The 24,636-nt window shown below is 71.8% G+C and carries 14 protein-coding genes; all 14 read right to left on the reverse strand.

Translation table 11 applies throughout. The features are described 5' to 3' along the window. Positions 1-6 precede the first annotated feature (6 nt). Positions 7-1,542 carry a DUF6519 domain-containing protein gene (locus tag ACT2CW_RS15000; protein WP_445516914.1) on the reverse strand — a complete coding sequence of 512 codons (1,536 nt, stop codon included), beginning with the start codon at positions 1,540-1,542 and terminating at the stop codon, positions 7-9. A gap of 61 nt (positions 1,543-1,603) precedes the next feature. Next, entirely contained in the window at positions 1,604-3,805 is a 2,202-nt protein-coding gene (locus ACT2CW_RS15005; RefSeq protein WP_445516915.1) for a hypothetical protein, read from the reverse strand. Next, the gene (locus ACT2CW_RS15010) at positions 3,802-7,755 is read right to left on the reverse strand and encodes a putative baseplate assembly protein (protein ID WP_445516916.1); all 3,954 of its coding nucleotides are present in this window, start codon (positions 7,753-7,755) and stop codon (positions 3,802-3,804) included. Before ACT2CW_RS15010 ends, ACT2CW_RS15005 begins: the two co-directional genes overlap by 4 nt. After that, positions 7,752-10,946, reverse strand: coding sequence for a putative baseplate assembly protein (locus ACT2CW_RS15015; RefSeq protein ID WP_445516917.1), 3,195 nt, complete (start codon positions 10,944-10,946; stop codon positions 7,752-7,754). The genes ACT2CW_RS15010 and ACT2CW_RS15015 overlap by 4 nt, the downstream gene beginning before the upstream one ends. After that, a complete protein-coding gene (locus tag ACT2CW_RS15020; protein WP_445516918.1) occupies positions 10,943-11,356 on the reverse strand; it encodes a GPW/gp25 family protein in 414 nt (137 codons plus the stop codon). The genes ACT2CW_RS15015 and ACT2CW_RS15020 overlap by 4 nt, the downstream gene beginning before the upstream one ends. Further along, positions 11,353-11,700, reverse strand: coding sequence for a hypothetical protein (locus ACT2CW_RS15025; RefSeq protein WP_037947567.1), 348 nt, complete (start codon positions 11,698-11,700; stop codon positions 11,353-11,355). Before ACT2CW_RS15025 ends, ACT2CW_RS15020 begins: the two co-directional genes overlap by 4 nt. A 74-nt stretch (positions 11,701-11,774) precedes the next feature. Further along, complete coding sequence (locus ACT2CW_RS15030) at positions 11,775-12,308, reverse strand: phage baseplate assembly protein V (protein WP_182473933.1); 534 nt, start codon at positions 12,306-12,308, stop codon at positions 11,775-11,777. An 18-nt stretch (positions 12,309-12,326) separates the two neighbouring features. Continuing rightward, positions 12,327-13,466 carry a hypothetical protein gene (locus tag ACT2CW_RS15035; protein ID WP_445516919.1) on the reverse strand — a complete coding sequence of 380 codons (1,140 nt, stop codon included), beginning with the start codon at positions 13,464-13,466 and terminating at the stop codon, positions 12,327-12,329. After that, positions 13,459-13,848: a hypothetical protein gene (locus ACT2CW_RS15040; RefSeq protein ID WP_182473935.1), complete on the reverse strand. Its 390-nt coding sequence runs from the start codon at positions 13,846-13,848 to the stop codon at positions 13,459-13,461. Before ACT2CW_RS15040 ends, ACT2CW_RS15035 begins: the two co-directional genes overlap by 8 nt. Positions 13,849-13,854: 6 nt before the next feature. Then, entirely contained in the window at positions 13,855-14,541 is a 687-nt protein-coding gene (locus ACT2CW_RS15045) for a hypothetical protein (RefSeq protein WP_445516920.1), read from the reverse strand. An 18-nt stretch (positions 14,542-14,559) separates the two neighbouring features. After that, positions 14,560-15,021: a hypothetical protein gene (locus ACT2CW_RS15050; RefSeq protein WP_445516921.1), complete on the reverse strand. Its 462-nt coding sequence runs from the start codon at positions 15,019-15,021 to the stop codon at positions 14,560-14,562. A 156-nt stretch (positions 15,022-15,177) separates the two neighbouring features. After that, positions 15,178-22,026 carry an eCIS core domain-containing protein gene (locus tag ACT2CW_RS15055; protein ID WP_445516922.1) on the reverse strand — a complete coding sequence of 2,283 codons (6,849 nt, stop codon included), beginning with the start codon at positions 22,024-22,026 and terminating at the stop codon, positions 15,178-15,180. Then, complete coding sequence (locus ACT2CW_RS15060; protein ID WP_037947578.1) at positions 22,023-22,316, reverse strand: hypothetical protein; 294 nt, start codon at positions 22,314-22,316, stop codon at positions 22,023-22,025. Before ACT2CW_RS15060 ends, ACT2CW_RS15055 begins: the two co-directional genes overlap by 4 nt. Next, the gene (locus tag ACT2CW_RS15065) at positions 22,307-24,625 is read right to left on the reverse strand and encodes an ATP-binding protein (RefSeq protein ID WP_445516923.1); all 2,319 of its coding nucleotides are present in this window, start codon (positions 24,623-24,625) and stop codon (positions 22,307-22,309) included. Before ACT2CW_RS15065 ends, ACT2CW_RS15060 begins: the two co-directional genes overlap by 10 nt. Between the last annotated feature and the right edge of the window lie 11 nt (positions 24,626-24,636).

Below are 24,636 nucleotides of genomic sequence, written 5' to 3' on the forward strand. Positions count from 1 at the left end.
CCGGGCCTACGTTTCCGGTTCGGTGTCCTCCCTGGCCCTGGTCTCGGCGGCCGCTTCGGCCTCCGCCGCGAGCGCCGACGCGTCCGCGGCCGGGGCGGGCACGGCCAGCGGCCCGAACACCCTCCGCAGGTCCAGCTCCGCCTGTTCGGCGGTCACCCACGCCAGGGGCGCGTAGTGTGTCTGGATTCCGGCCGGGGCCTGGAGGAGCGGTTTGCGGGCCGCGTTCACCGGCCACTCCACGCCGCCCGTGGCGGTGCGGGCCGGGATCAGCCAGTGGTCCCCGGAGCGGTAGGCGCCGTCGGGGGCGAAGTACACCTCGACACCGTCCTCCAGCGGCAGCCAGCGGCCCTCCTCGACCTTGAGCGCACCGCGCTTCAGCCGCGCCGCCGCGCCCTTGCGGGGGCGCCGGGTGGGCTCCCGGTGGTCCCAGCGGCGCAGGAACGGCCGCAGCTCGGGGCGGCGTCCGACGCCCGGCTCGGGCTCACCGGACAGCCGCACCCGCCGCCCCGGCAGGTCGGCCTCCTCCACCCGCAGCAGCGGCAGCGGTTCGCCCCGGCTGGTGTAGGCGGTGTCCACGAACTCCACCAGGTCCCCGACGTTCAGGTCCAGCTTGTCGTCGCTGCCCAGCGACGCCAACTCCACCCAGGTGCCGTCGAGTTCATCCACGGGGAAGACCACCGAGCCGTTTTCCCGGGACCATTTGAAGGTGGCCTCCTTGGCCGTGCCACCCTCGTGGATCTCCACCCGGTACAGCTGGTTCTCCGGCCCCCGGTAGCGGGCGTCCGGGCGGACCAGGCAGGGGTCCTGGTCCGCGTGTTCCGGCCGCTCGGCGCGCGCCGCCAGCCGGGACCCGGGCGCCGTGGCCTTCCGCGCCCACGCCTCGAACGCCTTGCCCACCTGCTCCTTGCTCGCCCCTCCCGGGTTCTCCAGGTCCAGGGCCGAGCTCTCCACCGGCAGCACCTGCCAGACCACCTTGACCCGCGCCGCCGTGTCCGGCATCGCCGAGCCGAGGGCCACCTCGCGCAGCGCCGGGTCCTCGGCGGCGGTCACCGACCGCTCCCACACCTTCAGGGCGACCAGGAACGGACGCTGCTCGGGCAGCCGGTCGCCCGGCCGCTCCGGGTCCCGGTAGGCGTCGGGCTGGTCCCAGTAGGTCCAGGTGGCGGGCGGCTCGTCGGGCTCGGGCGGGTCGGCCTCGCCCTCCGTGCCGGAGGCCCCGTCCGCCGCCTCGTCGTCGACGGCCGCACCGGGCAGCGGCCGGGTCGCATCGCACAGGATGCCGTCCACGTAGTAGCGGCCGCCCTCGATGATCAGGTCGTCCAGATCGCGGCTGCCGCCCTTGAACCGGATGCGGAAACCGGCGTCCCCGGACGGGCCGCCGTGCTGTCCGATCAGGTCGGCGGCGAGCGTACGGGCCTGGTGGAGCTGGATCGCGGTCTGCTCGTTGGCGTCGGCGTCGAGCGTGACGCGGCCCTGCTGGGCGACGACGGCGGAGTAGCGCCGGTCGGACCGGAAGGTGAGTCGGGAGAGATCGGCGTACATGGAAGGGGTCCCCCTCGGAAGGTTCGGAAGTCTGGCGGGCGCGGCTCGGACTCGACTCGGCTCATGTCACGGCGATGACTCCCGCGTCCGTGCCCGCCGGTGTGTACTCCGCGAGCCGCGCCCGCAGGCTGTCCTCGCGCTGCGGCTGGTACAGGTCGTGGAAGGCGCCCATCTCGGCGCCGTCCTCGGCGCCCCGGCGGATCTCCTCCGCGCATCCGGCCGCCAACTGCCCGTACACCGGGGTGCCGTAGCGCTCGCCGCTGAACAGCGGCCGCACCCGCCACGCCTCCTCGGCCCCCACCAGATCCGGCTGGCAGCGGTGGCGGCGCGGGGTGCGCGAGCCCGGCGGCACATAGCTGAACCGCAGACATCCGACACCGCGCCGGGCCACGTGCATCCGCCCGGTGAAGAGGCTGTTCTCGCCGATCCGCACGGCGTGGGTGTGCACTTCGCCGATGACGGTGGTGCGGTGGGCGTGCAGTACGGCGTGGGCGTGGCGGCAGTCCGGGGCGGACAGCGCCGGGCGGTCGTGTCCGGTGGCGTCCAGGATGGAGTCGCGGATGTGGAGGGCGAGCGGGTCGGTGTGCACCTCCTCGCCGATCACCTCGATGGTGCCGAGAACGCTGCGCTCGATCTGGACACACGCGGTGGTGTGTTCCAGGACCAGGCTGGGTTCGTCGGGCGAGCGCGGCTCGCACTCCGGCTCCAGGGACCAGCCGGGGACGAGGGTGCAGTGGCGCAGCACCACGGCGCCGACCGGCCCGGTGACATTGAGGCCGCGCCCCGCGATCAGCAGCCCGTCCAGCACGATGCGCGGCGCCTCGCCACCGGTGTTCCCGTGCTCCTCGCGCGCCCGGATGTTGAGCGCGTCGGGGCGGTTGCTGTACCAGTCCAGCAGCCGGATCACCGGCCGGGTGCCCTCGGCGGCGCGCAGTTCGAGCCGGTCGCCCGGGTCCAGGTCGAAGTCCAGCTGCTCCTGGTAGGCGCCGCTGTGGGTGATCTCGATGATGCCCTCGGGGCCGCATCGCCCGCCCCGCCGGTCGTGCTGCCACTGCCGGTACGCGTCCATGATCCGCTGGTATGCGCACCCCGGGCCGACCCGGTAGACCTCCGCGGCCGGGGAGGTCTCGCGGTCGTCCCGGTCGTACTCCCCGCCGCCCATGTCGTCGGGGTACGCGTAGTGGTACGTGACCCAGACGCCGTGGCGCGGCGCGGTGCGCGAGCCGAAGGCGATCCGGCCGAGCTCGGGGTCGATGACCACCTGGCCGCGCTTGGCGCGGTAGCGCCAGTCCGTCAGATCGGCCACCACGATGTCCGACGGCGGTACGGGCTCGTCGTGGCCGTCCCGCCAGATGGTGAAGCTCTTGCCCGGTCCGTAGGAGTCGAGGAGATGGTCGGCGAGCTGCCGGCGGCGGATGTACGCGGGCACGTTGTCGATGGACGCCGGGGGTCCCCCCGCCGAAGGCAGGGGGCACGTGCTGGACGGCTCGGGTTCGGGGCGGGTCACCAATGGGGTGTCATTGCCGAGGATCGAGAAGGTGTAGAGGTTGCGGGCCCGGTCGACGCAGTACGCGGGCGCCCTGGTCACGTGGTACGGCTTCAGCCGCCACACGAACAGCCCGACCCCGGCCGGGGTGTGGCCGCCCTGTCTGCGGCGGGAGCCCGCGCGCCGTACGTCCACCGAGCGCGCCACCGTGCCGAACGGCCCGCCCGCCAGGTCGAGCGCCGCCCCGTCCCGGAGGTCGGCGAGCCGGCCCCGGGAGAGCCTGCGCAGGTCAGCCGCCGCGCCGCCGGTCCCGCCGTAGAGCCTGACCGGCTGCTGGTGCGCGGTGAGCCGGGAGAGTTCGACGGCGCGGGCGGGCCATCCGGCCACCGACGCGGAGACCTCCTCCAGCAGCGCGAGCGTGCCCTTGCGCCGCCGGTGGGCCACGGTGGCGGCCACGTCCCGGCGCGGCGCCAGCGCCTCGGCCAGCCGCGCCGGGGAGGCGTCCGGCGGCCCGCCGTCGCGCAGTCCGGTGGCCCGCACCCGCTCATAGCCGGGCAGCGGGCGGTAGCCCACCAGATCGCCCAAGTACGGCAGCACCCATGCGGTGGCGGTCTCCACGAACCAGTCGTCGTACTGACGCTCCACCCCGTCGCGTACCCGGTCGACCTGCTCGGCGAGCACGGCGAGCAGGGCGCGCAGCGGCTCGCCCGCCTCGGCGTCCCTGAGGCGATGCCACTGCGGAAGCAGCTCGGCGAGCCCGTCCGGCTCCCTGCTCATGAGGTGACCTCCGTAAGGATCAGCGTGTCCGGCACATCGGGTGAGAACATCGCGAGCCGCGCCGGGCGGATGCCGCGGAAGACGGACACCGAGCGGCCCTTGGCCAGGCGTCGGGTGTCGGTGATGTCGGGGTTGAGGCGCAGCAGTTCGGCGAGCGGGATGCCGTGGCGTCCGGCGATGTCGGTGAGCGTCTCGCCGCCGGTGGCGGTGACCCGGTAGGTGTCCTCGGCGTACTCGGCGGGCCGGGCGGGGACCACGGCACTGGGCTCGGTCAGCCGGGCGGCCAGGTCGGCCAGTTCCCGCGGGGTGCTGGAGGCCGGGACGCCGGTGAAGGCGTCCACGTCCACATAGTCCACTCCGGGCACCGACTGGGCGGTGGCCAGGACCTCGGAGAGCGCGGCGGGCTGCCCCAACTCACGGCCCGGATAGCCGAGTTCGCGCAGCAGGGCCTGGCGCAGCCGGGGTTCGACCAGCTCCCAGGAGTGGTCCGGCGCCACCTTCACCCGTGCCACCAGCACCAGCAGCACCAGCTCCCGCACATCGACCCGGACCGGCAGCCGGGTGTCCCCGTAGGCGGCCAGCGAGGTGCGCAGGGCGCGCAGCACCTCCGCGTCCGCGCCGATCGGCGCGTCGTCCACTCCGGCCACGGTCACATGGAGCACCCTGCGCCGCCCGTCGAAGAGTTCGCGGGCGGCGGCCCGGCCGATGCCCGCGCGGGACCGGGCGAAGTCCTCGTAGTCCTGGAGGGAGACCAGCCGGTCGAGCGCGGAGACCGCGAGCGGGACGGTGCGGCGGGTCAGGCCCGGGCCGTCGCCGTCCGCGCCGCCGGTGGCGGGCTGCGGATTGGTGACGGCGGTGACGCCGAGGGGCCTGGTGAGGGCCTGGGTGATCCGGTCCGCGGGCACGTTGGCGGCCTCGCCGGTGCCGAAGCGGTAGCGGGCCCGTACGTTCTCGTGGCCGCCGGGCAGCCGGGCGCCGTGCGCCCCGTCGCCGAAGGTCACCGTGGTCCGCCCGTCGCCGGTGATCCCGGTGACGTAGACGCGCTCGTGCGGTCCGCGTCCGGCGAGGCTGTCCACCCGGTGCCACAGCAGCCCGTCGACGCGGATCTCGAGGGCGGGGGTGGCGCCCAGGGGGTTGTCCGCGGGGAGCCAGGTCAGCGGCGACTGCCACAGCGTGAAGGTCTGGTTGGCCACGGCCGGGTCGCCGCTGCCGATCGCCTCGTCCCGGCTCTCGCCGTGCGTGGCGGGCACGACATTGCCCTGGACCCGGACCGTCTCGCGGCGGTAGCGGTAGGCCAGATCGGCGGTGAGGGTGAGGGTGGTGTGCACATGGTCGCCGGGCAGGTCGGGATCGACGCGCTGGTCCACGGCGGCGATCACCGCGAGCTCCGTGCCCCGGACCCCGGCCGGGGCGCCCGGACCGGCCGGACCCGGGATGTCGGCGCGCTCGCCGGAGACCACGATCCGGCGGCCGGGCCGCAGCCCGTCGTACAGCTCGGCGAGCTCGATCTCGTTGCCGTGCACATCCTCGCCCAGCGGCTCGTCCGCCGGGCGCAGCGGCTCACCGCCCGCGTGCACGGTGGTGTCGCGGATGGCGGAGAGCAGCACATCGTGTTCGTCGAGCCACGGGTCGGCCAGGGTCAGCCGGGTGCCGCGGCCGGTGATGCCGTAGTTGGTGTACGCGGCGGTACGCACGGCGACGACGCGGGTGGTGACGGAGGCGAGGTTCCTGTCGCCCGGGATGCCGTCCGGCTCGCCGGACCCCTTGCGGGGGCGCTCGACGGCCACCCAGCTGCCGACCGTGATGGAGTCCTGGACCGAATCCAGTGGCAGCACATAGCGGTTGGTGGGCTCCGGCACGGTGGCGATGCCGATCTCGACGGCCGGGGGCTCACTGCCGGGGGTGAACCGCAGCGTCAGCTCATAGGCGCCGTAGCCGATCTGTTTCACGGGTTCGCCACGGCTGAGCATCCACTGCTTGGGCTCTCCGTCGTCCACGACCACATGCACCCGCCCGTCCTCGGCGGGCCGGGACACGAACAGGGTGAGCGCGGGCAGTCCGGGCAGCAGGGTGGCGGTGACGCCGGGTTCCTGCGAGTCGGTGGGACGGCCCCGGAGCCAGCCCAGGTCGTGGTCCTGGCCGACGCGGGTGGACAGCTGCACCCGTCCCGGGCCGAGCTCGAACTCGGCGGTCTGCGGCAGGTTCTCGCTGCGCTGCCAGGACGTCCCGGTCTCGATGTGCTGGAACTCCGCCTTCACCGGCGCCTTGACCGCCGTGTCGTACACGATCCGTACGGCGGTCAGCTCACCGCCGGTCAGCGGCCAGTCGGTCTGCCGGATGACCCGGCCCCGGTCGTCCTGCACCGGCTTGAGCGGCGCCATCGCCCCGAAGGGCGCGGCCGTCACCCGCATCGCCAGCAGCTCGCGCAGCAGCGGGACGGTCCCGGGCGGGGCGGTGGCGGCCGGGGTGGCCCGGCGCCACGCCGTGTACATCCCGCTCGCCACCCTCGGGTCGAGGGCGGCGAGCAGCCCGGCGGTCAGGTCGGAGCCGGGCCCGAAGAGCCGCCGCGGATCGTGCGCCACCGTGGCGCGGGCGCCGGACGGGGGCCGTACGACACGGGTGCGCAGGGCGGGCAGGACGGCGCCGAGCGCGCGTACGGCGGCGGTGCCGTGGGCGGGGCCGTGGGTCCCGGCGGCGGTGCCATGGGTCCCGGTGGCGGGGCCGTGGCTTCCGGTCGCGCCGTCGGCCGCGGGCCGGTCCTCGGCGAGCTGGGACCGCAGCCGCACCTCGCCGGACCCGGCGGCATCCAACTCCCCGGCCCGCTCGCGCAGTTCGCCGAGCACCGCCTCCAGCCGCTCGAACCAGGCGGCGACCTCCTCGTATGGGGCGGCCAGCACCTGCGCCTCCGCCAGCCGGTCATGCGGTTCGGCGAGCCGCCGGACGAGCTGCCCGGGCGTGGTGATCCCGTCCAGGTCGCCCCGCAGCGGCGCCAGGACCTGCGCGTCGAACTCCTCGATCAGGCGGCTGACGGGACGCGGATCGGGGTGGTCCGGCGTGGGCTCGGCGTCCCCCCGGTCGTCCGGGTCCTCGGCCGCCTCCGGGTCGGTGATCCACCGCCGTACCTCGTCCACCAGTTCCTCGAGCGACGGCGGGGCGGACCCCGGCAGCCCGATCGCCGTCACGTCCTCGTCGCGGTCGACGGTCACCCGGGCCACCGGCAGCAGCAGCCTCCGGCCGCCGCCCCCGGACTCCGCCGTCCCGCCGAAGACGAAGAGCAGCTTGTCGCCGACGGTCAGCCCGAGCGAGGTTCCGGACACCAGCAGCTCGGAGCGGCGCTTCAGATCGTCGGGGCCGATCAGGGCGGGCCGGCGGCGGCGCACCGCCAATTCGTTCCACGCCCATCGGGCCGTCAGGTCCTCGCTGGTCTCGAAGGTCTGCGACTCCTCGTCGGAGGCCGCCGGGACGCTGTGGCTGATGGCCCCGCGCGGAATCGTCACCACCACGTCCTCGGCGCGCGGATCCCGGTCCAGGGTGTACGCGAGGTGGGTGTCGGCGGCCACGCCCGGCCGTGGCACATGCCCCACCAGCCGCCCCAGGAGGGCGAGCGAGCGGGGGTCGTGGGCGGTACGCAGATAGCCCTCGTCGGCGATCCGCTCGGAGTGGAAGGTCAGCAGGTCTCCCAGCACCGCCCAGGCGTCCAGCAGCCCGATGGCCGGGTCGTCCGGGGTGCGTACGGTCAGGCCGCGCAGCGCGGGGTAGGCGGGCGAGGCGAGCCGGTCGAGCATGGCGGCCAGGAACGAGCCGTGGTCTCCGACACGATAGTCCAGGGCGGTACGGCCGGGCGGGTTGTGCGGGATGCCGGGGGCGGCCCGGCGCTCGTCGTGCCCGCCGCAACCGCAGTCGCAGCCACCGGAGTTGACGTGGTCGGGGTGGTCGGGGTGGTCGCTCATCGGGCCCCCTTCAGCTCGATGACCAGGCGGCCGTTCTCGGGCCGGTCGGGGTCGTTGTCGCATTGGGCGATCTCCAGGGGGCCGATGCGCAGGATGCCCTCCTCCAGCGCCTCGCCGTGTGATGTCTCGTACGAGGTGTCGTCATCGGGCTCCTTGGGCCCCTCCAGCCCCTCGTGCCACAGCCGCCGCAGCCGGGTGACCTCGACGCTCAGCACCCCAGGCACCGCCGCGGCGACGGCCACCAGGCGGCTGAGCCGCACCGGTTCGCCGAAGGTCAGCGCGTCGGGGTGGAAGAAGCCGAGCCGCCCGCCGGAGAGCCGGCGGCTGCCCAGCGCCCGGTACAGCTCGGCGAGGATCTGCCCGTGCTGGTGCCCGGGCGCCGCGCACACCTCGAGCGCGATGTCCAGCGGCACGCCACGGGCCGGGCCGACCACCAGGTCGTGTCCGATCCGGCGGTAGCCCTCCAGGGCGTGCGCGACCGCGTCCAGGAGGGCGGGGGGCGGTGTCCCGGTCCCGTACGCGTCGATGGCGATGTGCGCCTCCCGCACACTGCCGGTCCAGCGGATCTCCGCCGCCGCGCGCCGCACCCCGGGCAGTGCGGCGGCGAGCGCCGCGTAGTCCTCGGCGGTGATGGCCCGGTGCCGGGTGCGCTTCAGATCGAGCGGGGCGAGCTGGCGGACCTGTTCGACCGGCTCGGGCTCGGTGCCGCCGACGGCGGGCAGCGGATTGCGCACCCCGGCCACGGGCAGCGGCCGTCCGGTGTCCGCCGCTTCCGGATCCCGGCACAGCACCAGGTGGTTGATGGCCTCGGGGCCGACGTTGCCCGCCGTGCCACCGCCGGTCCGGTAGTGGACCGCGAGGCGCGCCCCGGGCTTCGGCACGGCGCCGTACCGGCCGTCGCCGAAGCGCAGCGCGATCCGGCCGTCGTCCTCCAGCTCGCCGACGAAGTGGCGGTCCCGGGGGCGGGAGGTGAGCAGATCGCGGCGCGGTGTCCAGGTCCCGTCGCCGTCCTCGATCGTCACGGCGGGAAGCGCGGCCCGTGGGTCCTGCACGAGCGCGGCGGCCGGGCCGTGCAGCACCGGATCCTCCGGGCGCAGCCCGGCGGCGTACGCCCGGCCCCAACTGTGCGCGATCTCCCAGGCGATGCGCCCGTCCAGGACGGTGCCCGCCCGGGCCCTGGCGGTCAGTGCGGCCAGGCGCCCCAGCTTGGCATCGAGCAGCCGGTCGCAGCGGTGCAGCAGCTCGCGCAGCGCGCGGACGGGGTGGCGGGCGAGTTCGAGGCGCTCCAGGACGCGCAGCCCGAACAGGACGGCCAGTTCGGCGATCTCCTCGTCCGAGAGCCCGTCGCGGTCCCGGGCGCTGCGCCACAGCTCGGTCAGCCGCTGCCGCACCCGCCCCGGGATGGCGGCCAGGTGCTCGGCCTGCCCGGCCGCGATATGGCGCGGATCGGGGAAGGGCACGGCCTGGGTGACGGGCGCCTGGTGCAGTACGGGCCGGAAGCGCGGCCGGATCCCGGGGTAGACGGACTGGGCGAGCAGTGTCCGCAGGGCCTCGGCCTGGGCGTACGCGGTGCCGGGCACGACCTTCTCGCGCCGCTGCCCGGCCGACTCCAGGCCGATCCCGGCCCGGCCGGTGGCCTCCGGGCCGACGGTGGTGAACAGCTCCCGTACGTCGTCGGGGGTGAGTTGCCGCCCGTGGCGGGCCCGGTCCAGCAGGGAGTCGATGAGCCGCGCCGGGGCGTTCCCGGCGTCCTTGTCGAAGCAGCCGAAGGCGGGTGGGTCACAGGACCCGGCGACGGCGGGGACGGGCGGCACGGTGAGGGTCTCCGGTGTGCCGCAGCAGAAGGTCAGCGAGCGGCCGTGGTCGACCAGCACCACGTTGCCGCGCGCCACGCTGACGTCCTCGACGGGCGCGCAGTCCGGACCGCCCCGGGTGGCCAGGCACAGCGGGAAGGCCAGCGCGTCCTCCCGCGCCCAGGTGACCTCCAGCACCGGCTGCTCGGCGAGCCGGTCGACGGCGGGGGTGACGGAGGTGAGGCGCACGGCCTGCCGGTGCGAGGGGTCGGCGTCGCCGGGCGTCCCGGAGCGCGGCCCCCGCACCTCCTCGAAGAGCAGCAGATCGCCGGGGCGCAGATCGATCACGCGGTCCCGGCACTCCTCGTCGGCCCACGCGTCGCGCAGCGTGGCGGACGTGGCGCCCACGGGCAGCGAGCACACCTCGCCGCCCCAGGTCCACAGGCGGATGCGGTGGTGTTCCGGCCGCAGGTGGAGGGGTTGGCCGGTGACGACGGGCTCGAACACCTCCACCGATCCGCGCTCGTCGAGCACGGCCAGCTCCCGGTCGTCCAGCACGGCCCCGATGTCGGGCCGGTCCAGCGGGCCGAGCGTACGGATGTCCACGGCGGCGAAGCGGTACTCCCCCGGGTTCAGCGTCAGCGGCTCGACGGTCTCCACGGTGACGAAGGCGCGGGCGTTGCAGCCGTCGTGCATCGGATAGTCGATGAGCCGTACGTGGCGGCGTACGGACACCCGGCGGCGGGCAGTGTCGAGATACGCCTCGGTGGCCACCGCGTCCTGCTGGTAGCTGATCTGGTCCGCGGTGTAGGCGAGCAGCTCGACCAGGGTCATGCCGAGGTCGGCGGCGTTGCGCTCGGCCCAGTCGGGGGTGGTGAGACGGAGCCGGTCCAGGACGACCTGGCGGAGCGTTTCGTAGTCGCGGGCGGTGTAGTCGATGACGGGGGCGGGGGCGGGGGCGAATGCGGCCGGGAGGTCTGGGGTCTCGTCCTTGCAGTCGAACGGGCTGGGGCAGTCGGGCCGGAAGGTGAACTCGGCGGAGAAGTACCGCTGGTCGAAGCCGGGGAAGGGCTCGGTGCCGGGCCGCCCGTAGGGGTCGGTGTCCACGAGGGAGAGCCGGTAGGCGGAGGTGTCCCCGGCCCGGTCCACGGTGACGTACAGCTTGTCGTCGAGCTCGGGGTCCTCCTCGCGCTCGACGGAGATCTCCATGACCTCGATGCCGGTGATCCGGCGGCCGCCGTCGACGCGTACGTTCTCCGGGCAGAGGCCGTGCGGGGCCTTGCCGAGGAAGGTGACGGTGAGGGTGATGCCGTCGTCGCCGACCTCGACGGCGTCCACCCCGTTGAGGTGGGCGGCCCTGATGCGATCGCGCCGTGACGCGGTGGAGGGGTGGCTCACGCGGCGCCCCTCCCCTCGAACACCTCATCGCGCAGCCCGGCGGTGGCACGCACCACGTACCGCAGATGGACGCGTACGACGTTCTCCTCGCTGACCACGTCCAGGGACTCCACCTCGATCAGCTCGCCGAGCCAGCGCTGGAGCGACGCCTGGACCGACAGCTCGACGGCGGAGGCCAGTTCGGGGCTGTTGGGCGTGAAGACGAGGTCGAGCAGCCCGCAGCCGAAGTCGGGCCGCATGACGCGTTCGCCGGGGCTGGTGAAGAGCAACTGCTCGATCAGATCGCGTATGTGGTCGTCGTGGCCGGCATGCGCGGTGCGCCCGCGCCGGTCGATACGGAACGGAAAGGCGATATCGGTCCGTACGGTGTGTGTTCTGCCGGTCCGTGTCCTGCCTGTCGGTGTCCTCATCCGCACATGACTCCTTGCCGCGCGGCGGAGACGACGGGTGGCCCCTGCGGCACGAGCCCCGCGCTGAAGCACTGTGCCGAGGAGGTGTCGAGCAGGACGGGCACGCCGTCGATCAGCACCGTGTCGCGGTCCGGCGTCCACCGGACGGTGGTGCACGGCAGCGGGACGCGGTCGACGGTGTGCGGGCAGCCGACGACCGTGAAGACGTCGTCGGCGGTCGGCACGGGCTGCCCGTCGAGCCGCACACCGGACGACGACGCACCGGATGCCGCCTGTACGCGTCCGCCGTGCGGGCAACTGATCACGGCGGTATGGCTGACGAGGTTGCCGGAATTCCCGGACACGTCGCTTGTCCCTCCCCGTTGGCTGCTGACCATCGCTTCTTGTGGCTATCGCTTGTGGCTATCGCTTCTTGGGGCTATCGCTTCTTGGGCACGGTCAACCGGCCCTGGTTCAGGTCGACTTGGTCTCCGACCAGGGAGACGGAGGCCCCTTGGCCGTTGTCGATGTGCACTCCGGTCGCGTCGATCCGTATGGACGCGCCGCCGGGCGCCTGGAGCAGAATGCCCTCGGCCGGAACGTCGGACATCACGATCTTGTGCTTCCCCGGTGTCTGGATCACCACGGGGTGCGCGGTCGCCGGATCGGTCCGGGCGTCCTCCGGGAGCTGCTCCCTGGCCCCGAACCAGCACCCCGTCCAGATGGGGAAGCTGGGGTCGCCCTGCTCGAACTCCACCCACACCCCGGCCCCGACGGACGGCACGACGTATTGCCCGGCGGGCCGCTGCTGCTCACCGGTGAAGGGGAAGCAGGGCATGGCCCAGGTCGACGGCTCATCGCCGAGGACATCGGGCACCTCGACGGTGATCCGGCCGATGCCGAGCGGGTCCTGGTTGTCCCGCACCCGGCCCCGGAATTTGCCGAGGAAGCGGTTGTTGGGCGTTGCCGCCATAGGGCGCTCCTTGAGGGCTCAGGGCCGAACGGTGTCGCTCCGGGCGATGAGCCCTTCGCGGGTGAGGGTGAAGTTCTGCTGGAAGGAGCCGGGCCGGAGGTGGTGGGTGACGGTCTTGACGTAGTACTCGCCGTCGTAGGTGACCCCGGCGCCCCGGACGCCGACGAGCTGGCGTGGCTGGAGGATGTACCCGTGCCGGTTGACGTCGAGCGAGCCGGAACCGGAGATGGCGTCGGCGGAGGTGGCGGCCCTCGCCAGGGCCTCGGCCTCGGCCTGCGCCCGGTCCTTCTTGGCGGTGCCGGAGAGCGTCTTGCGCTTGAGGGCCGGGGTGGCCCGCTTGCCGAGGGGCGGCCGGAGGGGGCTGATGTCGGGCTGGGCGAGGAGGGTGGAGGTCCGGGTGGTGGGGTCCTGCCAGCGGGCCTGGGGCTCCTCGCGGGCGGTCCCGTCGTAGGCGAACGTCAGCTGGTCGACGGTGGAGTTGACGTCCATGTTGACGGTGAGGGCGTGCTGGGCCGTGCCGACGCGCTTCTCGGGCCCCCAGTAGGCGGTGGAGACGCCGGCCACGGGCCCGGGGACGAGGTAGAAGACATAGCCGTTGGCCTGGGCGAGATCGGTGACGTACTGGAGGTCGGTGCCGGTCTGGTAGTCCACGCGGCGCTGTGCGTTGGGCGGTTGGAGGATCTTCTCTTTGACGACGTGGGCGTCGATCCCGTAGTCGGTGTACTTGGCGAGAATGCGGGTGACGCGCTGCCAGGGTGAGAGGTTGGGGTAACGGTCGGTCCGCTCCTCGAGGTCCATGAGGAGGGTGAGGTCCTCGCCGGTGACGGTGAGGGTGGTCTGCCCGGGCTGATTGCTGGCCCCCACCTCGTGGCGCACGATGAGCCCGTCGAGGAGGACGATCGGCGTGCCCTTGACGGCGGCCGTGACGATGACGCGGGTGCGGGGGTCGAAGAACCCCTCGGGGAGCAGCCGATCGATGATCGCGCCCCTTTTGGTGAGGTCGAACGCCATCTGGAAGCCACTGCGTTCGCCCGCGGTGGTGGTGATCTGCGCGGACAGCAGCGCCTGGGTGACCTCGGGGGGCACGGGGCGGGTGAGCTTGGGCCCCATCCGTAATTCGAGGTGGATGGGCCCCTGCCCGACGGGCTCATCAGCCATGACGCCCACCGCCTCCGCCGCCTCCGCCGCCTGGGAATCCGTTGGGGATCTCGATCTCCTCGCCCGGCTCGGCGGTGAGCTCGCGGGGGTCGAGGACGGGGTTGGCGTCGGCGATCCGCCACCAGGCGGCGGGGTCGCCGAAGTAGCGCTGACCGAGGTGGTCGGGGCGCTCGCCGCTGCTGACGGTGTGGGTGGCGGTGTCCTCGTCCGCCTCGCTTATGGGCGGCAGCAGCCGCCGCTTGACGTACCGGACGGGCGTCCCGTCGGGCTGCGTGTGAATCCCGATCTCGGCGTCGTGGTAGCGGCTGGAGCGGGGGTAGGGGTGCGACCCCGGAATCGCGTCGAGCGCGCTCTCGTACGGCTGTGGCTGTGACCCGGCCATCTGCTTCTATACCCTCCCCAGCCCGATGTCCCCGCTGTTCAACCCGAGCGCGCTGAGCGCACCGCCGCGCGCCGCCGCCGCGAGCCGTTCCTTCTGCGCGAGATGCGCGAGATAGAGCTCAGCCCCGCGGTGGCCGGCGGGCAGGTCGCTGACGGTGAGCACCTTCAGCCCGATGCTGAGGGATGCGCGGATGGGGTTGAGGTTGACGTCGAACGCCGATTCGTTGATCGAGAGTTCCGTTATCCGCACGGGCATGACCCGCTTACTCCCCCAGGTGAAGAGGGTCAGCGGCATCTCGATGGGGCTGATCTCGATGGTCCCCTTCTTGGAGAGCCGCATGGCGTCCCGCAATTTGGCGGTGGTCGGCTGCACGAGCATTTCGAGCGTCGCGAGCTGCGGGTGTATCCCGTCGGGCGCGGCCACCTCGAACTGATCGGTCGCGTCGATCTCCGCGGTGAACTTCCATGTCTCCTGTGCGGGCCCTTTGAGGCGGAGCGCCTCGTTCTTGTCCCCACTTCCGCTGCCGCCTCCGCCGCTGTCGGCTTGGTCGCCGGCGGATTGGGGGGCCAATGACCGCTCCAGCGTGTCGGGATTGAACTGGAGGATGATGATGCGCTGCGGCGTCCCCCGCTCGGGGTCGACGAGGACGATGCCGGAGCGGATGGGCTTGGGGATGTCTGCATAGCGAGTCACGAATCGCTCCTCCTCTACCTACTCAGCATCGGGGTGTTTTGTTGCAAGGGTGATCATTTCGTGCAGAATTTGAACGGCACCGGCGCCTTCCGGTAGATCGCCTCCGTCGATCAGTTCGTCGAGCACAGGAAGAAACTCCTCCCAGAGCACCTCCTCTACAAACCTCCTTGCCGCGACACGCACTTCATGATCTGGGTCACGCAATGCCGTCGAGACGCTTTCGTGCAGGGCAGCGAGGAACGCATCGGGGGGACCGGCAGCAGCCCTCAGAATCGCGTTCTTACGCTCTTCGGGCGTATCCGCATTTTGCACGGCCTCAAGAATCTCCGTGGCCGGAGTCACGTCGAGAACCGTGCGCACATCGTCAGCCGCCGCTCGCACCACGCCCCCTTTTTGTCCGGTGACCACCACTCTCAGACAGCGGAACAGATTGGATTCCTCGAACAACACATGGACGCCGTCCGGGAGCTCCCACTCCATGGCGCGTTCTACGCCCTGCGCGGGCTCCGCCCACGTGTCGTCCGGGCACTTTCCGAAGGCCCTGTTCAAGGATTCGACAACGTCACCCACACGACTTTGCGCCGCAAGGACCAAAGTCTCATTTCGGTGTGCTGGCTGCATGTGCTAAACCCACTCTCACAGGAGACCGTTCTGGCGCAGGATCCAGGGACCCAGAATGTTCTCTACCAGGTGCTCAGCGACCTTTTCTGCGTTGCCTTCCTCCACTAGCATTTCAAGGACCTTGAACTGCTGCATCTCCCGCTCCAGATCCTTTCGCCCCGGGCCCCCGCTCCTGGCTCCCCTGCCGTTCAGCTGCGTCGCCACATCTTGCCGCCTCGCCATAAGCCACTCGGACGTATTTCGGGCCAATCCCTCGTGGACCGTCCACGCAGATGTCGGACCACGACGAACGGACGCTAGATGCAAATTCCTGAGCTGCGCTTTCAACTGCTCAGGATGCGGATTGGCCCCTTGGGCAGAGGAAATGGCGTGGGCACGGGCGACATCCTCGTACTCCCGCGTCGACCTCATGGCACCACGACCAACGAGGGGTTGCCCCACATAGCGCAGGGACGAGTACTGACCCGAGTTTCCATACACGCCCCCTCGGAACATTTCCGTTGGCTTTGCGCCTTGCTGTGTTATATAGGCGTTCATGACACCGGAAGCAAACCCAAGGAGTGAACGGTTCCCCTCGCCCGCCTGCGTAACGGAGGCCGTCAGCGCCGGATAGGAAGTGCCGAATCTGGACTGATCTGGGGAAATCTGCCCGGCAGTCGCCGCCATCAGTTCCCGGCCGTACTCACCGAGTTCCGGTTGCGTCAACCCGGCTACCCCCTCTCGGATATCCGGATAGCTCTCCAAATCCTGTCGAACGGTTCCCCCACTGATACCGGAGAGGTACTGGTGGCCGATGTCAGGAGTGGCTCCCTCCGGCACATTTGGTCGGCTCCACACGGGGACATACTCTCCGCGCTGCAAGGACTCGAAGAGCAGCATGGCCTCTTGCCCCACGATGAGCGGCCCTTGCTCGATGTTGTGCGCCAACAGAGCTGCCTGGCTGGTCCCGCTGGGAACACGCGTGACCGGCATGACGCGATTCGGATCGAGACGGGTGGGATCCCCTCCATCCGGACCTATCAGCGAAGTCGGCGCGGAAGGAATATCACCGAGCCTCTCGTCCTGCGTGCTGATGCCCTGGCTCTGCGTCCTGAGGTTCTGTGCAGCCGCCGTCTGCGGCCAGGTGATGCCGTTCGCCATGCGTTGCGGGAAGTGCCTCTCCAGGTACAGGAGAAGCTTCCCATTGACGAGTCCGGAATCCAGCGGACCGACCCGAGCCTTGGCATTGAGGCTCGGATTGAGCGTGGCGCGGACGTTGCCGAATTCCAACTCCAGCTCTGTGAGCCGATACCACAGCCGCATCGCCGAAAGCGCCGGGCTGAAGGATTTCTTCGGCACCCCGCTGTCGAGGAGCCTGTCCAGTTTGGGACGCATCCGGGCCACGATCTTGCGCAGCCGCTCGTCCTTCGACTCCTTGGACTTCTCGTCCTTCTTCCGCCGTTCCTTCTGCGACTTGGTCTTCGGTCGGCCGGGGCCGCTCTTGCCAGGGTGAGGCATGCGCTTGTCGGGGCCCTTCTTGTCCGGCCGTCTGCCCGGGCCGTCCTTGTCGGGTTTGGGCTTTCGGGGGCCCGGCTTGTCGCCATCCCTGTCCGGCTTGGGCTTCTTGCCGTCTCCTTCCTTCGGCCTGGTGGGCTTGTCGCCGTCCTTGTCGGGCTTGGGCTTCTTCGGGTCGTCCTTGTCAGGCTTGGGCTTGGTGGGGTCTTGCTCCTTGGGGTCCTTGGTCGAGGGCTTGTCGTCGTTCTTCGGCCGGTCCTCGGAGCCCTTGTCGTCCTTGGGGTTGGGCTTTGGCTGCGACTCGGGTCTGGGCTTCGCCGGCGGTTCCGGCCTGGGCTTGGGTTTCGGGGATGGGGTCGGGCGGGTGTCCGGACGGTCTTCCCCGGGCTTGGGTTTGCCGGGGGTTTCGGGCCTGGTGGGCTTGGTTTGGGGGTGCGATTGCGTTGTGGGTTTCTTGGGCGTCGGTTCGGCACCCGGCTTCGGCTTCGTGGCCGTTGGCGTCGGGCGCGTCGTCGTTTTCGGGGCAGTCGGTTCCTGCGGCTTCCCTTCGGTGCCGGGCTTGCCGCCCCGGCCGTCCGTGCCCTCCCCGTCCGCGCCGCCCTTCCCGCCCGCTCCGCCCTTGCCGCCCTTCCCCTGGCCCAGCTTCGCCGCGATGGCCTTGAAGCGTCGGCCCACCTTCGCGACGTACTTGCCGATCCCCGACAGCAGCGCCTGGTAGGCCAATTCGAGGAGTGCCACGATGCCCGCCGCGACGGCCTTCGCGAAGAGGATTCCCGCGCCGCCCATGCGGACGAGCTTCAGCCAGTCGAGGACCGCGCCCACCGCGCGCAGGATCGCGCCGAGCGCGCCGATGGCCGTGCGGATGGCGTCGATGACGGCCATCACCCAGCCCGCACCCGGGATCAGCTTGGCGATGACCTTCGTGATGACGATCTCGCCGATGATGAAGGGGAGTTGGGGGACGATCGCGTCCCATGTCTCCTTGACGATCTGCTCCAGTGTAAAGCCGCCCTTGAACAGCTTGTCCAGGATCGCCTTGGGGACGCCGATAATCTCCTGGATCTTGGACTGGAACCACTCCTTGACGGCCGACTTCACCTCGCGGAAGAGGTGGTTCTTCGCACCGTCGACCGCCGAGTTCTTCGCACCGCTCAGCCAGCCGCCGGGGTCGGAGAGGAAGTCGACCGCGATGAGCATGAACTCCCCGAGCGCGCCCAGGAGCTTGGAGGCGAAGTCGAGGACCGCCTTGACCGCGTCCACGACGGCCTTGACGACGTCCAGCAGCATCTTCTTCAGGACGTCCAGGATGCTGCTCAGCAGCTTGCCGAGGGCGTTCAGCAGGTCGGTGATGGCCTGCTTGAGCATGGTGGCGAGCTTGTTGACGAGGGCGATCGCCGCCTCGATGAGCCCCGTGATGAAGTTCCGGATGCGCTTCGCCAGGTCGATGACGGCCCGCACCATCGCCTTGGCGAACTCGATCAGGTCATTGATGAAGTTCTTGATCGCGTCGACGATCGCCTTACGCGCGTCGTTGATCCAGCGCTCGACGGTCTCCTTGAAGTTCTTGATGAAGCCGATGACCGCGTCACGCGCCTCCCTGATGACGCGGACGATCGCGTTCTTGATCTCGATGACCTTGTTCTTGATCCAGTCAAAGGCCTTGCTGACCCAGTTGCCCGATTCCTCGACGCTGGCGTCGCGCTTCTTCTCGGCATCCTGTTCGGCCTGGTCGCCCTTGTCCCGGATCTTCTTGTCGCTGTCGTCCTTCTCCTTGTCGACGTCCTTGTCGGTCTGCTCTTCCTTGTCCTTGACGTCCTTGCGGATCTTCTCGTGCCGCTCGGTCTTCTTGTCGCCGAGCGACCGGAGCTCCTTGTCCTGCTCCGTGCGCCAGTCCTGACGCTTGGCGGTGACCTCCGTCATCGCCTTCTGACGCTCGCTCGCCTGGCTCTTCGTATTGGCCGCGATCTCCGCGTCGACCTGCCGCTTGTGCTGCTGCTGACCGTTCCTGAAGTCGCGGTCCTTGGTCTGCCGCCCCTCGGACATGGTCTTCTGGCCGTCGGAGAAGGCGGCCTGGAACTGCGGTCCGCGTTCGTGCTCCGCCACTTCCGAAGCGGCTTCGGGCGGAACGGCGCCCGTCGTCGCACCGCCCTTGGGCCCACCGCCGCCCCCGCCACCCTGCTGGCCGGGGACCTTCGCCTCCATCTGCTCCTTGGGAGCGTCGGGGTAGACCTGGTCCTCGCCCATTCCCCGGCCCGCGTCGTCTCGACCCGTAGCGACGGTTTCCTGGCCCTTGGTGTCGACGGCCGAGCCCTGCTCACCGGCCGTCTGGTCGGCAGCGCCCCGCATCTGTACGCCCGGCGCGTTGCCCGCCTGGGCCTGCTTGAGCGCCTCGTCCTTGGTCGGCAGCCCGGCGAACTTCGCGGCCAGCGCCTGCGGGTCCACTACGGGCTTGTCGGCGCCGAAGAGGCTCGCGGCGGCGTTCACGATCTTGCCGCCGATGAAGCCCAGGGCCATCTTGAAGGTGTCCCAGCCGCCCGGCTCCTCGGCCTTCTCCGCCTCGATCTGGCCCTCGGGCTCCTTGGCGCCCGTGACCTTGGCGTCCTCCTTCTCCGGCGCCTCGGACTTCTGGGCCGGATCCTGCGAGTACTGGGCCGGGGCGTCGGTCTTCGGCTTGCCCTGGAGGGTCTGCGGGGCACCCGCCGGGCGCTGCATCGAGGGTGGGGCGGCGGCGAGCGCCTTGTGTTCGTCGCCGACGGTGCGGTTCACCGAGCCGCTCACACCCGTCATGGCCTGCAACGCCACATGGGGCTTCAGCCTGGAGGCCGTGGACAGGCCCGCTTCCGGGGACACCTGAGAGAGGTTCGGGGGCGGTCCGGAGTCCTTCTTCTTGCCCTTGGCCGGGGCGGAAGCCTTGCCGCCGCCACCGCCTCCACCCGCCCCGCCGCCACCGCCACGCGGTGTCTTGGGGGCCGGTGCCGACTTGGGCGCTGTGGGCTTTGCTCCCGACGCGGACTTGGGTGCCGGCGGCTCGGGCTCGGCGGACTTCTTCGGTTCCGGCGCGGACGGCGCCGGCTCCGCCGCCGGGGTCTCCGTACGTTCCGCCGGCGCGCCCTGGTCGCTCTGCGCCCCGCTGCTCGCGCCGCCGGGTGTATCCGCGCTGGATCCGCCCGTGACCTGGGTGTCGCGCGCCGGTGAGGGGGACTTGGCGTCCGCCGTGGGTTCGCTCTTGGCCTCCGGCGCCGCGTCCGCCTGCTTCTGCTCCGCCTTGGCAGCGGGCTCCTGCGCCGCCTGACCGCCTACCGCCTGCTGGGATGCCTTCTCCTGCGCACCGCCCGGCGCGTCACCCGCCGCGGGTGTGCCCTTCTCCTCCTTCGCGGCCTGTTCCGTGGCTTCGCTGCCGTCCTCCGACCTGCCCGCGGCCTCCTGCACCGTCGTCTGCGCGACGACGGGCCCGTCCTTGGGGTCGGCGCCGCTCTTCGGGTCGCGGGTCGCGGCCGGTCCCGGTCGGTTCTCGGCGGCCCGTTCCAGGGCGAGACCGCCGAGCCCGGCGCCTGCCACCGTCGTGTCCTCGTCCGCCTCCGCTGACGGTTCGGTGTCGACGGCCGAGTCGGCAGCGTCTTCCTCGGGTTCCGCGTCCTCCGCCTCGTCCTCGGCGTCCTCCGCGTCCCGTTCGGCCTGCACCTTGTCGGCCTTGGTCAGCGGAGGGGCGGGGAAGGACGGGACGGGGGCGTCGGCGGACGAGGCGGGGTCGAGCTGGTCCGCGGTCGGTACGCCGGACACGTCCAGGTCCTGCTCGGGCAGGAAGTCCTCCGGCTGGAGCTTGATGTCCCAGGCGCTCTTCTCCGCGCCCCCGACCTCGACCTCCGACTCACTGCCGGAGCCGAACGGATCCTCCTCGGCCCGCTCCTCCGGGCCGTCGAGATCCTGGGCCCGTACGCCGTCGAGCGTGGAGAGGGGGCCGGGCGACTGGGTGTCCTTGCCAGACGCCATCGGCGAACCGGTGGGCTTGTCCGCGCCCCGCTTGTCCTGCTGCTTCAGCTGCTGACCCGCCACGAGCGAATCGACCGCGCCCGGGCGGTTCTTGGCCGCCGACTCCTCCTTGCTCGGCGTCGCGACACCCTGCTGCTCCTGCCCCTCCTTCCCCTCCCCCTCCTTGCCGTCCTTTCCTTCCTTGCCCTTCTCGGAGCCCTCGGACTTCTTCTCGCCGCCCTGCTGCCCGCCCCCGGACGGCTGTTGGGACTGAGGCTGGGACTGCGGCTGCGGCTGGGACTGAGGGGCGGCTGCTGAGGCCGAATCGCCCGACTTCCCACCGGACGAAGGACTTCCGCCCTCGCGTCCCGCGTCCGCGCCCGGCCTCTGTTCCCGGCTCCCGCCCTGCCCCTCCTGCTCCGCCGCGCCCCCGCCGTTCCGCGGCGTACTGCCCGGCGCGCCCTCCCCTGCGGGCGCATCCTTCTCCGGACCCGGCGCGGGCGCCGGGCGCTGCTCCTCCTCGCGGCGCTCCTCCGCCCTCCGCCGCCACGTCTCGCGCTCGAACAGCAGCTCCTCGACCGGGTCCGGTTCGACCTCCGGGGCGGCCGACGACTCCCGCTCCAGGTCGCCGTCCGCCTCGATCTCGTCGACGAAGTCGAGCACCCGCTCGTGCTCGGAGCTGAGGAGCCTGGTCTCCAGGCGGTCGAGGACGGCGTCCTGTACCTCGTCCGGCATCCGCGCCAGCTGCATACGGGTGCGCTTGGAACGGTCCTCGGGGTCGCCGCGCAGGGAGCGGACGACGCTGTTGGCGAGGCGGTCGACCAGGGTCGCCGGGTCGAGCTTCTCCATGCGGTTGCGGTCGGCGTCGACCGTGGCGTAGCGGAGCCAGCCCGGGGTCGCGGACTGCTCCGGATCCAGGTGGGTTTCCGGTTGGCCGCCGCGTACGAGTTCCTGTGCCGTGTCCTCCGCCTCGCGTTCGACGGCCTGCTGCGGCAGGCTCACCGCGCCCAGGTCGCGGCCCACGCGCAGGGTGCCGAGGCCGTGGGGGTTCTGGACGGTGTGGAGCAGTTCATGGGCGAGGAGGCGTTGGCCCTCCGTCGTGCCGGGGCGGTAGGTGTTCTCGCGGAAGAAGATGTCCTGGCCGACCGCCACCGCGTCCGCGCCCAGCAGTTCGGTGAGGTGGCCCGCGTCGCGGTCAGTGTGCAGGCGGACCTGGCCGAGGTCGTGGCCGAGTTGCTCTTCGAGGTCGCGCCGGACGCTCGGGTCAAGGGGCTGTCCGGCGCCGCTGACGATGTCCTTCGGTTCGGGCGTACGGGCCTTGCCGGTCCGCTCCTTGCGCTTGCGGCGCTTGGCGGACTGGGACGCGCGGTCGTCCTGGGTGGTGGACGGTGCGTTGCTCATGTCCCCTCCCGCCCCCTTCCGGACAGGCCCGCGTGCACGGCCCGGGCCAGGGCCTCACCCAGCCGGGCCGGGGAGGTGGTGGCGGGGAGCGGGGGCAGGTCGGACAGGACGTCGAGGGCGCGGTCGGCCCCGGTCGCCGCCAGCGGTACGCCGCGTTCCCGTACGAGGCGGGTCAGCTCCGTCTGGAATGCCACCCCGACCTGGTCCGGGTCGATCCCGGCGCCGAAGCCGGTCAGCGCCAGCTCGCCGATGTCCACACGGACCGTGCGCGGCTCCTCGTTCAGACCCATCCGGTGACCTCCGAGGGTGTGAGCGAACGGTCCAGCTTCTGGTACTCGGTGCGCGCCGCCGCCAGCATGTGACGCATCTGGAGGCGGTCGCCCTCCTCGGCGGCGAGGAAGGCGCCGGAGAGCGCGATATTGCGGATCGAGCCGCCCGCCACGGTGAGTTGGGCGAGGCGTTCGGGGTCGATGTCCTTCGTCGGCGCCCGGGCGGGGAGCACCCGGCGCCAGATCTCGGCGCGCTCGCTCTCGCCGGGGAAGGGGAAGTCCACGACGAAGCGGATCCGGCGCATGAAGGCCGGGTCGAGGGCCTTCTTCATGTTGGTGGTGAGGATGGCCAGGCCCCGGTACGCCTCCATGCGCATCAGCAGATAGCTGACCTCCAGGTTGGCGTACCGGTCGTGGCTGTCCTTGACCTCGCTGCGCTTGCCGAACAGCGCGTCCGCCTCGTCGAAGAGCAGCAGTGCGCCACCGCGCTCGGCGGCGTCGAAGACCTTGCGCAGGTTCTTCTCGGTCTCGCCGATGTATTTGCTGACCACCTGGGAGAGGTCGATGATGAAGAGGTCCAGGCCCAGCTCCTTGGCCATCACCTCGGCGGCGAGGGTCTTGCCGGTGCCGGAACCGCCCGCGAAGAGGGCGGTGACGCCCAGGCCGCGGCGGAGTGTCGCGGCGAAGCCCCACTCCTGGTGGACGGTGGCGCGCTGTCGTACGTGGGCGACGATCTCGCGCAGGATCCGCGCCTGGTGGTCGGCGAGGACCAGATCGTCCCAGGCGGCCTCGGGCTCGATGCGCCGGCCCAGTTCGTCCAGGCCGATGCGCGCCTCGGTGAGCCCGGCCCGCCACGCGAGTTCCGCGGGGTCCAGTGGGGCGTCGGTGACGTCGGTGACGTCGGTGAGATCGCGGCGTACGGCGGCGGCAGCAGAGCGGATGACATGTGGCGGCAGCTGGAATTGGGCCACCAGCGACCGCAGATGGGCCTCCTCGACCCGGGTGATGTCGGCGAAGGCGTCCGCCCAGAGGGCGAGTTGTTCGCTGTCGTCCAGCCCGGGCACGGTGACGCGCTCGCCGCGCGGGCGGCCGGTACGGCGCGGGCCCTCGCTGGAGACCACGAGGGGCACGGCGGCGGCCTCGATGAACGCGTCCGTGGCGGCGGTCTGCTCCCGGTCCAGCTCGCCGACCTCCAGCAGGAGCGCCGCGGGCAGCAGTACGGCCTCGCGCTGCCAGAGGCGGGCGAGGCGGTCGCGTTCGGCCGCGTCGGTGGGGACGTCGTCCGAGGCCATGACGTACAGCGCGAGTCCGGTGCGGCGGGCGGCCTCGGCGGCGATGTCGGTACGGGTGGTCAGATCGCCGCCGACGAGCTCCACGCGCAACGGCGCCTCCGGACGCGACTCGTTCCAGCCCGCGGCCACCTGATCCGCCGCCCGGTCGTACGAGGGGGGAAGGGTCCGCGGGGGCTGCGCACGGCGCAGCAGCCCGTGCAGCCGGGCGTCGAGGTAGGGCGACCCGGCCAGGAAGTGCAGGATGCGCTCGTCGATGCGGAGGCGTGATGTGGTGAGCCGGGTCTCCTCGTCGAGGTCTACGAGCCGCCAGCGGCGGAGCGGGGACACGGGGGTGAGCGCGCTCCAGTGCGGCTCGTCGAGCGCGGCGAGGGCGAGCGAGAAGGTGGGGTACGCACGGGCCGGATCGCCACTGGCGGCGGCGCACCGCGCGGCGGCGGTGGGGTCCAGCTCGGCGGCCGCCGCCAGCAGGACGAGCTGGCGCTCGAAGGTGCTGAGGCCGAAGCAGGCGGCGAGAGCGTCGAGGGCGGCGGGGCCGGGGATCGCTTGCGCGTGGTCTTCCGTGTGGGGTGGCTGGGCGGCGGTGGGTGGGGTGTTGGGGTCGTCGACGGTGGCGGTATCGCGGGTCGCGGAGGCGCTGGACCGGGAGCCGTTGGCGGTGGCGGTGGCGCGGCGCGCGTGGGCGTCGACGCGGGCCAGTACCGCCTGGACTGCGGCGGCCAGGGCCTGCCCATCCTCGGCGGCGATGGCCCCCGCTGCGAAGGAGCCGGCGCCCGCGCTGGAGCCTGCCCCCGCGGCGAAGTCCCCGCCCGCAGCGGCGTCCCCACCCGCGCCCAAGTCCCCACCCGCGACGGCGTCCGCGACCTCGGTGGCGTCCCCACCCGCGATGGCGTCTGCGCCCTCGGTGGCGTCCGCACTCGCGAAGGCGTTCCCACCCGCGACGGCGTCTGCGTCCTCGACGGTGTCCCCGCCATCGATGGCGTCCGCGCCCTTGGTGGCGGCGTCGGGCGCCGCCGATGCGTGGCCGTTCCGCGTGCCCATGGTGTCGTCCG

Source organism: Streptomyces sp. NEAU-174 (genome assembly GCF_052665095.1).

What these genes read in the sequence shown, in the direction of transcription:
- ACT2CW_RS15000 (WP_445516914.1), bottom strand. Translation starts at nt 1,542, where the DNA reads ATGTACGCCGATCTCTCCCGACTCACCTTCCGGTCCGACCGGCGCTAC.
- ACT2CW_RS15005 (WP_445516915.1), bottom strand. Translation starts at nt 3,805, where the DNA reads ATGAGCAGGGAGCCGGACGGGCTCGCCGAGCTGCTTCCGCAGTGGCAT.
- ACT2CW_RS15010 (WP_445516916.1), bottom strand. Translation starts at nt 7,755, where the DNA reads ATGAGCGACCACCCCGACCACCCCGACCACGTCAACTCCGGTGGCTGC.
- ACT2CW_RS15020 (WP_445516918.1), bottom strand. Translation starts at nt 11,356, where the DNA reads ATGAGGACACCGACAGGCAGGACACGGACCGGCAGAACACACACCGTA.
- ACT2CW_RS15030 (WP_182473933.1), bottom strand. Translation starts at nt 12,308, where the DNA reads ATGGCGGCAACGCCCAACAACCGCTTCCTCGGCAAATTCCGGGGCCGG.
- ACT2CW_RS15035 (WP_445516919.1), bottom strand. Translation starts at nt 13,466, where the DNA reads ATGGCTGATGAGCCCGTCGGGCAGGGGCCCATCCACCTCGAATTACGG.
- ACT2CW_RS15040 (WP_182473935.1), bottom strand. Translation starts at nt 13,848, where the DNA reads ATGGCCGGGTCACAGCCACAGCCGTACGAGAGCGCGCTCGACGCGATT.
- ACT2CW_RS15050 (WP_445516921.1), bottom strand. Translation starts at nt 15,021, where the DNA reads ATGGAGTGGGAGCTCCCGGACGGCGTCCATGTGTTGTTCGAGGAATCC.
- ACT2CW_RS15055 (WP_445516922.1), bottom strand. Translation starts at nt 22,026, where the DNA reads ATGAGCAACGCACCGTCCACCACCCAGGACGACCGCGCGTCCCAGTCC.
- ACT2CW_RS15060 (WP_037947578.1), bottom strand. Translation starts at nt 22,316, where the DNA reads ATGGGTCTGAACGAGGAGCCGCGCACGGTCCGTGTGGACATCGGCGAG.
- ACT2CW_RS15065 (WP_445516923.1), bottom strand. Translation starts at nt 24,625, where the DNA reads ATGGGCACGCGGAACGGCCACGCATCGGCGGCGCCCGACGCCGCCACC.